The sequence below is a fragment of the Sphingobacterium prati genome (genome assembly GCF_013167215.1).
GTDB classification, from domain to species: Bacteria; Bacteroidota; Bacteroidia; order Sphingobacteriales; family Sphingobacteriaceae; genus Sphingobacterium; species Sphingobacterium prati.
This window is the reverse complement of the sequence record NZ_JABJWY010000038.1, coordinates 799700-812938: the sequence shown is the minus strand read 5'-3', so window position 1 is coordinate 812938 and position 13239 is coordinate 799700. Positions and strand designations below refer to the sequence as shown.

Below are 13239 nucleotides of genomic sequence, written 5' to 3'. Positions count from 1 at the left end.
ATGATAAAGCAGTTTTTAATGAACCTCATGCTCTCCTTTATTTGGGTGGCACTGACAGGATCAATGTATTATTCAAATTTCCTGTTCGGTTTTTTACTTGGCTTTGCCATTCTTTGGATCATGAATAAGAATGAGGCGGATCAACGTTATTTCTATCGCGTTCCAAAAACAGTCAGTTTTATTCTTTTTTTTCTCTGGGAAATGATCGTCGCCAACGTTCAGGTTGCTTACGATGTCATTACACCCAAGTTTTTTATTAAACCGGCCATCGTCAAGTATCCTATGGATGCCAAAACTGATCTGGAGATCAATTTGCTTTCAACGTTTATATCACTCACACCGGGCACACTTATTTTGGATGTAAGTGAAGATAAGAAAACGCTTTTTATCCATGTGATGTACATGAAGAGCAAAGAGCAATTTGTCTCCACACTTAAAAACAATGTTGAACGAAGACTTTTAGAACTCTTACGATGACTTTAAACAGCTACTTCGATTATGTCATCCTACCGATATTAACCTTATCGGTCATACTGGCTTTTATCCGTTTGTACAAAGGTCCACAGATCTTTGACCGGGTCATTGCCCTGGATCTCATTATCACAATTGGAATTGGAATTATTACAGTCTATAGTATACGTACTTCCCAGGAAGTATTTTTAGATATTGCCATGATTTTGGCACTAATCGCCTTTTTAGGAACTATAGCTTTTTCATTTTACTTAGAAAAACAAAACCATGATGACTGATATTACTTTAGCCATTTTAAGCACTATCGGGGCGCTGGCCATATTATTCGCCTCAATCGGCATATTACGTATGCCAGATTTCTATTTACGGCTTTCTGTGACTGTAAAAGCAGCAACCTTAGGGGTGGGTCTTTTATTGATCTGCGCTGCGATGACTTTCCCCGAAGTATCTGTAACGACCAAAGCAATCGCCATTGGCTTTTTTCTAATTTTGACCGCACCGGTCGCAGCACATATGATCGGACGGGCTGCTTATATACAGCGTGTAAAAACATGGAAAGGAACAACCTTAAACGATCTGGAAAAAGAGGGACAATTGGATTGCAGAAAAGAAGATTTCTAGTCGTTGTTAGCTAGACGCGACTGTGCATAAGGATCTGCAAGTGTTTTTTAAGATTAAGGCATCAAAATTTAGTTTTGATGCCTTAATTGTAGTAATCCTATTCACGAATGATCCTCCGCTGTACGTCCGAAGGCTAAAATACAATACAGACCGGGGCTGGTACTTTGATTTCTTTCTCTGTATCCGTCAATAAACCGGTCTTTGGATCACGACTAAATAAAACAATATTATTGGTATATTGATTTGCCACGAGGAGGTATTTCCCGTCGGGAGAAAGATTAAAATTCCGTGGTCCTTTTCCCTTTACCGGAGTATTGGCCAGTTTATTTAATGCGCCGTCTTTTTCCACGGAAAAAGTTGCTATTGTATTTGCGTCGCCCCGATTGGTCGCATATAAAAATTTTCCATCGGCAGAAACCTTAATATCTGCCCCGCCATTTTTCCCACTAAAACCCTCCGGATTGATTTCATAGGTACTTTGGTACATCCAGTCATTTCCCTCTTTTTTATAGGCCGCAATTTGTCCTGTCATTTCCAACACGGCATATAGAAATTTTTCCTTTTTATCAAAAACAATATGACGGGGTCCCCCACCCGCTGGTGTGAAGAAATCTTCTGATTCTTCGGCGAGATTATAGCTATTCCCATTTTTATTAACCGGAAATACAGAAATTTGATCCATCCCTAGATCTTGCACATATAATCGATCGCCTTTACTTGAGAAAAAGGTGGAATGTACGTGGGGTTTCTCCTGACGGACAGGATCAACACCTTTGCCTTCATGTTGGATCAACCTGCTTCTTTTACTTAAGACACCATTTGATTCAAGATCAAATAGCGCTGCCGATCCGCCAGTATAATTTGCAACAGCGAGCAAATTACCTTTTGGATGTACTTCGACAAAGCAAGGCGACTCGCCTCCGGTAGGGAGCGAATTCAAAAAGGTCAACTGTCCATCTTTAAAGGAATAGGCAGACACAGTTCCCTCCTGATTCGGAAGTTCATTGACCGCATAGATAAAATTATCATTCCGAGCCAGAAAGGAAGGATCCTTACTTTCTTGGGTGCTAACCAAGGTGGCCTCGCCGGTCGTTGTGTCGAAATTATAGATATAGATACCTTTGCTCTCGGTGTTGTTGGTGTAGGTTCCCACAAACATCGGAATCTGTTGGGCAAAACTTACCATAGGCAGAAGTGTAATCAGATAAATAAAAACTTTTTTCATGTGTATACAATTTATAAAAAATAAAATGATCGGATCTCCCATTCACTGCTATTTTATGCAAAAAAACAAGATACGTTCCGATGTCATTACAATCAAAGATAAACTTGTTAAATTAGGTTAAAACCGCCCTTTCTAATAGTCAAATCCGTATTTTTAGCGAATCAATTTTAACAAGTCGAAAATCTCCATTTGAAATATTGGGATTATAAAAATATTGTTAAATAAAAATACGAATAATTCATATAATCTGATAATTTTGTGCTGTTGTTCAAAATAGTATCTATTGAACGACAGAATCGAAAGATTATTTCGATTTTAGAATTTAATAAACAACCGAGTGCTGTAAAGTCACGTATAATCCTGACGATACACATTCACAATTAGTGATTTAGATGAATCCATCGTGATACTGGTCAGTATGCATAATACATGATTTAAGGCTGTTCATGATCGCTTCATCAGCATTTAGAAATATATTATTTAGATGAAAAAAAACATATATATATTGTTTTTGTTGCTGTTTGTATCCATTCAAGCCAGCTTTGCACAAAATCAAATTATTGACCGTGTAGTAGCTACTGTTGGTTCGGGAATTATCCTACAATCCGATCTGGACATGCAATATTCACAATGGCTTGCCCAAGGGAATAAACCAAATGAGAAGTTTAAATGCGGTGTACTTGAGCAACTGATCATTCAGAAACTCCTTTCCCAACAGGCAGTAATTGACTCCATCGATGTGACAGAAACAGAAGTGGATGACAACTTAAATTCTCGCTTGCGCCATATGTCCCAACAGGCTGGTGGCCAGGAACGGCTGGAAAAATTCCTGAACCGTTCTTTGTTACAATATAAAGAGGAAATGCGGGCAAGTGTTTTCGAGCAGTTGAAAGCAAATAAGATGCAACAAAATATCGTTCAAAAAGTGGATGTAACGCCACTTGAAGTAAAACGCTATTTTGAAGGATTGGATCAAGATAGCCTGCCTTATTTCAATACTGAAGTTGAGATCGGCGAAATTGTTATGCTGCCTCAATTGACAGACGAAGAGAAAAAAGAACAACGCGAGAAGATCGAAGGGATCCGCAAGCAGATTGTTGATGGCTCAGATTTCGGAACGATGGCCCGCCTCTATTCACAGGATCCGGGTTCGGCTCCTTATGGTGGAGACCTTGGCTTCGGTACGCGCGACAATTATGTTAAAGAGTTCTCAGCAATGGCATTTAAACTAAAGCCGGGAGAAATATCACCTATTGTTGAATCGAAATTTGGTTTTCACATTATTCAGGTATTGGAAAGAAGAGGTGAAGAGGTGCATACCCGCCATATTCTGATGAAAATGAATCCCGGTGCTGCTGCTTTGGAGCGGACCAAAAACAAGTTGGATAGTATCTACAAATTGGTTGTCGAGAAGAAATTAGATTTTTACCATGCTGCGACCAATAATTCGGATGCCGAAGAAACTAAATTTAATGGTGGTATGGTTTTAAATCCACAAGGATCTAGCCGTACAACTTTAATCCCTATGGATGGACTGGAAAAGGCGGTATTTACGGCCATTGACCCTTTAAAACCTGGAGAATACTCCAAACCGGAACAATTCACAGATAAAACTGGAGACGTAGGTTACCGTTTTAACTACCTTAAAACACGTATCCCACCGCATAAAGCAAATCTGGATCAGGATTTCACCAAGATCAAAGATGCTGCAAAAGAAGATAAAGTACGCCGTAATCTAAGCAAATGGTTTGACGATAAAGCCAAGAACACCTTCATTGATATCAGCGATGACTTTGGTGCTTGTGAAGAATTACAGAAATGGAAAAAGCAATAAGAACTTCTTCTTACCATAAACAAAAAAAGACTTGATATATTCAAGTCTTTTTTTGTTTATGATAAATGCTATAACCTATTTCTCAAACATCATTTCTATTAGGATGTTCCAATTGGCCTTCTTCACATCATCTTTTGCCAACTCGCTTAATTGCCATACGCGGATATAATTATATTTAACGACTTTATCCTTTTGCCGTACGGTTGCGGTTCCTTTTGTATAGGCAAAATCTCCGCTATACGAACGTTTTACTTCTTCTGGGACAGTTTCAATAGTCATACGTTGTTTCTTCAAATAGGCCATCATTTTGTCCTTTCCTTCTAATGGACTGGTCCAGGGAAATAGAAAACGTACGTCTTCACTCAGAAACTCCTTATATGCCGTTGGATTGTCCGCTTTTAGGACAGTAGACATCAGTTTGTCTGTTTCAAAGACAATATCTTCCCGCTGATTTAACCGCACCTTGGAGCGGTGCTTCAGATACCAGGAATCAGTGGGCTCGATATATTCCAGATCAAACACACCGTCATTACCGTTGTTTTCCACTTCGGCACGGATATCGACCAGCCATTTCCCCTTCTTGTTGCGTTTCCAAACGGTCAGGTACTCACCGTGACGCAATCTGGCGCCGACTTTCTGAAAGTCCATAGAACCAGAAGTTACACCGAACTCAAGGCTTTTGGCTACAAGAGCAAAAGTAGGCTGCCAATTTAGGACATCTGGGATATTGGGTCTATTATTGAGGTAATTGTATGCATTTACCGGCGAAGGAACATAAAATGTGGATTCTTTGTCGATAATAGATAAAAACGCCTGATGCGGAGTAGAAGCTTTCGCTAATGCCGCAGCGTCTTTATCTGCCTGTAATAAGCTTCCTACTTTTTCGGGTATCTGTGCGTACAATGTCGTACCCATTGTACTCAACAATGCTACAACGGATAACCTGTTCCAAAAATTCATATGCAAATGATTATTTATCAAAGTTCATTTTTATCGTTTCAAATGAACTCGTTACACTCGGTTTTTCTTTTAAAGGCGAAAGGAAATATTCTTTGATTTTACCAGTATTTAGACTTTTAAACGATGAATACTCCATTTTCTTTCCTCTTTTTTTAATTTGATTTTTTATCTATCAAATCTTATTCCAAAGTGTTCCTTCTTTACTATCTTTCAGCTGGATACCAATTGCATTGAGCTCATCACGGATACGATCCGAAGTGACAAAATCTTTATTTGCCTTAGCTTCGTTACGTAATCTGATCACTAAATTCATGACATCATCAATATCATCTGTTCCGGAAGCTTGATCATTTCGCAGTCCAAGGATGTCTTCGACAAATTCTTTCATGAAAACTTTTAGATTTTCCAGTCCTTCTTCGGACACCTTTGCTTTGCCGTCATAGATGGAATTAATGATCCGAACCAGCTCAAACAGTTCAGCAATAAGTACAGGGCTATTGAAATCATCATCCATGGCGGCATAACATTTATTGCGAATTTCAGCCAGATTGAATGAATCAGCAGCCTTTGAAACCTTTAGTTTATCCAACAGTCCAATAGCGCTCATCAAGCGTTTATATCCTTTATCCGCAGCATCAAGGGCTTCATTGGAAAAATCCAATGTGCTTCGATAATGTGCCTGCAGCATAAAGAAACGAACAGCCATCGGTGAATATCCCCTATTTAGTAAGGGATGGTTACCGGTGAACAGTTCGCCCGGCAAAAAGCCATTGCCAGCAGATTTTGACATACGAGCACCATTTACGGTCAACATATTGGTATGCATCCAATATTTGGCCGGCGCGGTATGGTTACATGCCTCGGACTGCGCAATTTCGTTGGTATGGTGTGTAGCCGCCAAATCCATCCCACCGCCGTGAATATCAAATTGATCACCCAAATATTTTCTGCTCATTGCCGAACATTCGATATGCCATCCTGGGAACCCTACACTCCAAGGTGCTGGCCAGCGCATAATTGTTTCGGGTTTGGCTTTGATCCACAGTGCAAAATCCAAACGTCCTTTTTTTTCATCCTGACCGCTCAACTCACGGGTATTATTCAACATATCTTCCAATTTACGATTGGTCAATACAGTGTAATCATACTGCTGCACGTATTTTTCAACGTCAAAATAGACCGTGCCGTTTGTCTCGTAAGCATAACCATTGGCTATGATCTGTTCGATCATTTCGATCTGTTCGCAAATATGACCTGTTGCCGTAGGCTCGATGCTCGGCGGTAAGGTATTGAACAGGCGCAACACATCGTGAAAACCAATGGTATATTTCTGTACAATTTCCATGGGCTCCAATTGTTCCAATTTAGCCTTTTTTGCAAATTTATCATCTCCTTCATCACGGTCGCCCTCCAAATGCCCGGCATCTGTAATATTCCGTACATAACGTACTTTATACCCCAAATGGCGTAGATATCTAAAAATCAAATCAAAAGAAACGAAAGTTCGACAATTGCCCAAGTGTACGTCACTGTAGACAGTAGGCCCACATACATACATCCCAACAAGATTGGGATGTATAGGGTCGAATTTTTCCTTTGTTCGCGAAAGCGTATTGTATAAAAAGAGATTATGGTCCATGTTTGTTCTCTGCTTGGAAATCTATTTTTGTCTGAAGTATATTTGAATAGGCACGCCTGTAAAGTCAAAGTGCTCGCGCAGTTTATTTTCAATAAAGCGTTTATAAGGATCTTTGATGTATTGTGGCAAATTACAGAAGAAGGCAAACATTGGTGTTCTTCCCGGTAATTGCGTCACATATTTGATTTTGATATACTTTCCTTTTAAGGATGGTGGCGGATAACTCTCGATAATATTCAACATCACTTCATTCAGCTTTGACGTCGGGATCTTTTTTGTTCTGTTGGCGTAAACCTTATCAGCCGTTTCCAATACTTTGAGAACACGCTGCTTTTCGGTTACAGAGGTAAAGATAATCGGCACATCCGTGAATGGGGCAATTTTCTCCCTGATACGATCTTCGAAGGCTTTCATGGTCTTATTATCCTTCTCGATCAAATCCCATTTGTTAACCACGATCACAATACCTTTACGGTTCTTCTCCGCCAAGTTGAAGATATTCACATCTTGAGCCTCTAGGCCATCCTGCGCATCCAGCATCAAAATCGTCACATCAGAATCCTCTAGGGCTTTGATGGTACGCATAACCGAATAGAATTCAATATCTTCATTTACTTTTGATTTACGACGAAGACCAGCGGTATCAATCAACAGGAAATTATGTCCATATTGATTATAATGAATACGGATAGAATCCCGTGTCGTACCCGCCATAGGCGTTACAATATTACGGTCTTTACCGATCAATGCATTTGTAAGCGAGGATTTACCCACATTTGGTCGGCCAACAATGGTATATTTAGGCAGGGCTTCATCTTCTTCCTGCTCTTCTTCAAAATGGGATACAACAGCATCCAATAATTCTCCGGTACCCGAACCCGTAGCAGAAGAAATATTAAACACTTCGCCTAAACCAAAGGCATAAAATTCGGCCGAATCATGATGCAATTTTGCGTGATCGACTTTATTGGCCACCACATATACAGGTTTTGAACTTCTTCGGAGGATATCAGCAATTTCATCATCTAAATCAGTTATTCCGGTTGTAACATCCACCATGAATATCACAACGGATGCTTCTTCAATAGCGATATACACCTGATCACGGATTGCTTCTTCGAAGACGTCATCCGAGCCATGCACAAAGCCTCCTGTATCAATGACTGTAAATTTCTTTCCGATCCACTCGGCTGTCTCATAATGACGGTCGCGCGTCACTCCGCTAAAGTCATCAACAATCGCTTTTCTACTTTCGGTAAGACGATTGAATAAGGTAGATTTACCAACATTTGGACGACCAACAATTGCAACAATATTTGCCATATTTATTTTATTTGATCCCCCCACTATCACAGCAGGAGGCACTTTTATGCTAAAATTATAGTTAAGGGTACAAAGATACGGATTCAAAAGGGATTATAGCGACACAAAAACAAAAATGGCTTTACCGTGAAGTAAAGCCATTTTTATGTTATCGCAAATATAATTACGGATTTTGCTTCAAAATACCATGTGTTAATGTGATCTGCTGTTCTGGTATATAATCAATGATTTCGTTTGATTTGGCATCTACTGTCAAGAAAGAATTTGAATTTGCGATATGTGTTCCTGGATATTTTCGATCTAAAGTAAATCCATTCCTGAACACATCAAACTTACGGTGCCCTTCCCAAGCTAGTTCAAGCTTACGTTCTGACAATACGATATCAAGAGCGGTTTTCGTACCAATATTCGCTGTGGTCCATAATCCTGCATTCGGAATTCCCGCTCTTTTTCGAATGACATTTACATCGTCTAACGATTGTTGAGTACGTCCCAGTTTCGCGTTAGCTTCTGCACGAATCAAATATATTTCTGCTAGCCGGGATATCACTGGAGACCAAAGGTGACCTTGTCCTTCCTGTCCAGAACATTTAAGAATAAAATATTTCAAATAACCATTTCGATCTTCCAATTTCTTGTCAATCAATACCGACCTCTTTTTATTTCCGATTTCGATATAATATTGAAATGCCCCCGCTCCGTTAGACTCTTTGATTAAAGTTGTTTTATTATCACCAGCCATATAGGTATAATCCGAACCATTCTGCTGTACAATTACGCTATTATATTTATAATTATCATCAACATAATAAGCATGCAATTCATTTGCCTTAGCCACTACTGGTTCAACAAAACTATAACGAATATCTTCAGGATATTTACGCACTTCTTCCAAATAGGATCTCGAAGCATACATTTCGCCCCATCCTGCACCATTTATCGTTGCATACATGGAACCAATTGTATACCAGCCATTGTCGGTATAATCAACGTCTTTAAGAAACTTGATAGCAAAAATAGTCTCTGAATTATTTTCGGGAGCTGCCTTTGCTATATCTGTATACTTTTCTCTTGACAACAGTGTAAATTTGCCAGAATTAATTACCTTATCAGCGTAATTTGCGGCTTTATCGTTTTCTCCCATAAATAAATATACCCGTGCCAATAAAGCTTGAGTAGAATATAAACTCGCATATATATTTCCTTTATAAGATTTAAAAAGAGTTTCTGCTTTCAGCAGATCAGAAACAATTTGCTGATACACTTCTTTAACAGTATTGCGCGGCAATACTTCGAAAGGATCTGCATTAAGTTTAAGTGGAACCGCCAAATTAGCATCAGGATTTTGATTATACGGACGGCCAAAAACATTCGTCAGATAGAAATACATTAAACTTCTTAAATAAAGATTTTCAGCGATAATCTGATCATTTTTATCCGAGCTTCCTTCTTCTATTTGCCCTAAAATATTATTCGTTCCAGCAATAATTTTATATGAATTCTCCCAGTAACTATTTACCCGACCATTATTAACGATCCGGTTGTAATTGTAATTATAGAAAAAGGCATCAGTAGTAGTACCGCTCAATGCAACTTCATCTGTAGGATATTCAGTAACACGATGCCAATTTTCCACCCAGCTCTTTAAAGTATGGTAATTCCCCAAATTCAAGGCATCGATCGCACCTTCTGTATTTTCTATTGACTCGTTTGTCAAGTCAGTATAGGGCTCCTTGTTAAGTGAGCATGAACTCAATAAAAAAAATATAATTGATGAATATAAAAGTTTGTTTTTCATGTGATTTAATTTAGAATGTAAAGTTAACACCAGCTATTACACGTTTAGGCGATGGATATTGTGAAGTTGCATCACCAAATAAAGCTGCTTCAGGATCAAGTCCTGTAAACTTTGTAGATAACCACAAATTGTCCGCTGCTACAAAAACGTTTACACTCTTCAACTTCAGTTTGCTTAATAATTGCGGCTTGAAATCATAAGCCAACGTTACATTTCTCAACCTAAAAAAGGATGCATCTTCCAAATATCTCGAAGACGTTTTATTGGAACCGCTATTATTATTATAGGAAGCCACCGGATGTGTAGCAATTGTATTAGTTGGCGACCACCTTGACCAGTCGTCTGATAAGACCATCTGATTATATGAAGGATAAGCGCCATCCGAATCAAATAACTCTCGACCCATATTGTAAGTATATGCCCCATGTAAATAAGAAAATGTAGCAGTCAAGGAAATCCCTTTATACAAAAAGCTTGTGTTTATACCGCCTTGATATTTAGGGGTAGAAGTGCCGACAAATTGTAGCGTTGCTTTATTGTAGTTCGACGTAGTGGAAACTGCGCCAGTTTCGGCATCTACAACTTCCCATAAAGGAGCACCATTTTCTTCACTAACACCGGTCCATTTACGCATATACCATGAGTCTATATCCCGACCTTCTGAATAGCGCTTGTTACCGGCAGGCACATCAATACCATCTTTAAGGCTTTTTACTCTATTTTTATTGGTTGCCCAATTAGCTCCCACGTTCCATTGCAATGGACTCTCTGGATCCAGTACTCGTGCATTAATCGCTAACTCAAGACCTTTGTTATTGATAGATCCGATATTGTACCAATAACCATCCCATCCAGCTGTAGCAGGGAATCTAACATAAGAGAGGAGACCATCGGTATTTTTATTATATGCATCTACAGTTAAGTCTATTCGATTAAATAGTCCTAATTCCAATCCTAAATTGACATCTCTAGATTTCTCCCAACTAACATTTTTGTTATTGTATTGACTAGGGATGGCAGCAGGCTCACCATTATACTGTCCATTTAACCCATAAAGCGAATATGAAGCATAGAGAGAAGTAGGCGTATTACCAACTTCACCATAAGAAGCTCTCAATCGTAAGAGATTAATCTGATCTACGTTAAAGAAATCCTCTTTATAAATATTCCAAGCTCCACTCAAAGCAAAGAAACCACCATAGCGATTATTTGCGCCAAAACGGGATGCTCCATCTATACGATAAGATCCTTGAAAATTATAACGTTCGTCATATTTATAATTTAATTGGATAAGACCTGATTGAAATGCATAATCATTTTTTGTACCAGATTGAGATAAAAAGTTAGCTGCATTATCAACTATTTGGGATCCTCCAGATATACCCTTACCCGCCGCACCTACACTCGTATATACATAGTCCGAATATTCATATGCAGCTAATGCAGAGACTTCGTGTTTACCAAAGCGTTCATTATACTTCAACATTTGATTAAAAAAGCGAGTAATACGTTTATCTGAAAATTGAGATACAGAACCTTTATTTTCTAGTCCCGAATTTGATTTTGGATCAGTATATGACATGGTAGTTTGATTATAATATGTCAAACTATTCATAGATTCAAATGTAAATCTATCCGAAATTTTTAATGAAAAATCCAAATTGGATTGCACATCAAATGTTTGGCCTTCTCCATAATTGTATTGAAGATCATATAGGTAATTATTATTATCCCTACCGTACCAAAGTACATCATCAACCTTTGTATTTTTCAAGGAGCCATCGCTATAAAAAGGTGTATCCCAAGGCATATTAAGGTACATGTCATACAACGAGTGCTGACGATCCTCATAACTTGTATAGGATGCGTTAATCTTTGGTTTAAATGTAAGATTCTTTGTTAGCTTATGCTCAATATTTAGTCTTCCCGTAAGTCTATTATAATCATACCCTTTTACAGATCCCTTTTCATCATAATAATTGCCGCTCGCATAAATAGATGTTTCTTCAGTCTTACCAAGATAGTTTGCACTGAAGTCGTTAATTCCGCCATTTTGAGTACCATTTTCCAGCCAATCAAAATCCGTATTCAAAACATCTGAGTTTATACTATTAGGGATTGCATTTTGATTATTGAAAGACTGATATAGATCCCACATTTGCTGGGAATCCATTACTTTAAATTTACCTGGATTAAATTTTGAAATTCCCGAAGATAAATTGAAAGAAAATAAATGCTCTCCAGGCTTCAATGCCCGTTTTGTCGTGACAACGATAACCCCACTAGCTCCTCTGGAACCGTATTGTGTCGTTGCAGCAGCATCTTTAAGAACTGATACTGTTTCAATATCATTTGGATTTATATTCGGTGTACCGTGCATGATTACACCATCCACAACCCACAACGGGCTGATATTGGAATTGATGGAATTCCTTCCTCTAACACGGATGTTTGCATTTGATCCAGGTCTTCCTGAGCCAGAAACAACATCTACGCCCGCAATTTTACTTTGCAATAAAGTAGACACATTAGGCGATTTAACATCTTTTAATGTTTTTTGATCAATAGAAACTACCGAAGCTGAAACTTCAGTTTTCTTTTGACGCGAATAACCTGTTACCACGACTTCTTCTAGTGATTCATCGTTGGTCTCAAGAGTAATATTGACAACAGAACCTGCTACTGTAACTTCCTTCGTTTTGTAACCAATACTATTGATTACCAAAACATCCCCATTTTTAGCTTCTATGCTAAAACTACCATCCGCTCCCGCAGATGTAGATCTTGAAGTACCTTTGACATTAATTGTCGCCCCCGTTAACGGCCCTTCTGCCGATTGCACTTTTCCACTCACCTTCTGTTGAAAAAACGCGTTATTCAACAAAACGGTGTGATCTGGAAATTTAAAGCTATTAGCATCAGCCGAGTTACTTGCAATAAGTAGAGCTAATGATAACAGACTCAACTTGTGATTGCCAAGAATCTTTGAAATCATAATATTTTGATAGTTAGAGTTTAAAAATTGATTAGCGTACTAATCAAAATTTAGGTACATGATGCTAAAACTAGAAGAAGATATGAGTATATCAAAATTTGAGGACAACGAAATCGATTGCGCCATTTGAACAAACGATTGCATAAACACACAGTTGCAACAAAAATCTTTCATCTCAAGACAGTTCTGAAAAATTTATATTGCAGTGGGGCGATTCTTATTTTGAGTTGATAAGAAATGCTATACTATCTATTTCGTTTTTTATCTGAAAAGAACTTTTACAGTTGGAGGAGTATAAAAACAAAAAAGCCAAGGTTTTCACCTCGGCTTTCTCTTTTAGTAGCGGGGACCAGACTCGAACTAGTGACCTTCG

General features: G+C 38.5%; 10 protein-coding genes. 4 read left to right on the top strand and 6 right to left on the bottom strand.

All coding sequences use genetic code 11. The features are described 5' to 3' along the window. Genes HPC41_RS22560 through mnhG form a run of 3 tightly spaced genes read left to right on the top strand, consistent with a single transcriptional unit; the run spans position 1 to position 1092 of the window. Positions 1 to 477: a Na+/H+ antiporter subunit E gene (locus HPC41_RS22560; protein ID WP_108634981.1), complete on the top strand. Its 477-nt coding sequence runs from the start codon at positions 1 to 3 to the stop codon at positions 475 to 477. Continuing rightward, entirely contained in the window at positions 474 to 749 is a 276-nt protein-coding gene (locus HPC41_RS22555; RefSeq protein ID WP_172396328.1) for a monovalent cation/H+ antiporter complex subunit F, read from the top strand. The genes HPC41_RS22560 and HPC41_RS22555 overlap by 4 nt, the downstream gene beginning before the upstream one ends. After that, on the top strand, positions 739 to 1092 hold the full coding sequence (gene mnhG, locus HPC41_RS22550) for a monovalent cation/H(+) antiporter subunit G (protein WP_246250972.1): 354 nt from the start codon (positions 739 to 741) through the stop codon (positions 1090 to 1092). Before HPC41_RS22555 ends, mnhG begins: the two co-directional genes overlap by 11 nt. A gap of 133 nt (positions 1093 to 1225) precedes the next feature. Here the strand turns inward: mnhG and HPC41_RS22545 are convergent, their stop codons facing one another. After that, the gene (locus HPC41_RS22545) at positions 1226 to 2317 is read right to left on the bottom strand and encodes a lactonase family protein (RefSeq protein ID WP_172396327.1); all 1092 of its coding nucleotides are present in this window, start codon (positions 2315 to 2317) and stop codon (positions 1226 to 1228) included. Between the two features lie 484 nt (positions 2318 to 2801). Here HPC41_RS22545 and HPC41_RS22540 point away from each other — a divergent pair, with 484 nt between their 5' ends. Beyond that, complete coding sequence (locus tag HPC41_RS22540; protein ID WP_172396326.1) at positions 2802 to 4151, top strand: peptidylprolyl isomerase; 1350 nt, start codon at positions 2802 to 2804, stop codon at positions 4149 to 4151. Between the two features lie 75 nt (positions 4152 to 4226). Here HPC41_RS22540 and HPC41_RS22535 read toward each other — a convergent pair whose 3' ends face one another. From HPC41_RS22535 to HPC41_RS22515, 5 genes are all read right to left on the bottom strand, one after another. Then, positions 4227 to 5111: a DUF4440 domain-containing protein gene (locus tag HPC41_RS22535; protein WP_172396325.1), complete on the bottom strand. Its 885-nt coding sequence runs from the start codon at positions 5109 to 5111 to the stop codon at positions 4227 to 4229. A 172-nt stretch (positions 5112 to 5283) separates the two neighbouring features. Beyond that, the gene (cysS, locus tag HPC41_RS22530; RefSeq protein ID WP_172396324.1) at positions 5284 to 6750 is read right to left on the bottom strand and encodes a cysteine--tRNA ligase; all 1467 of its coding nucleotides are present in this window, start codon (positions 6748 to 6750) and stop codon (positions 5284 to 5286) included. A 21-nt stretch (positions 6751 to 6771) separates the two neighbouring features. After that, entirely contained in the window at positions 6772 to 8073 is a 1302-nt protein-coding gene (gene der / locus HPC41_RS22525) for a ribosome biogenesis GTPase Der (protein ID WP_172396323.1), read from the bottom strand. Between the two features lie 163 nt (positions 8074 to 8236). Beyond that, a complete protein-coding gene (locus HPC41_RS22520; protein WP_172396322.1) occupies positions 8237 to 9871 on the bottom strand; it encodes a RagB/SusD family nutrient uptake outer membrane protein in 1635 nt (544 codons plus the stop codon). A gap of 10 nt (positions 9872 to 9881) precedes the next feature. Continuing rightward, positions 9882 to 12866, bottom strand: coding sequence for a SusC/RagA family TonB-linked outer membrane protein (locus tag HPC41_RS22515; protein ID WP_172396321.1), 2985 nt, complete (start codon positions 12864 to 12866; stop codon positions 9882 to 9884). Between the last annotated feature and the right edge of the window lie 373 nt (positions 12867 to 13239).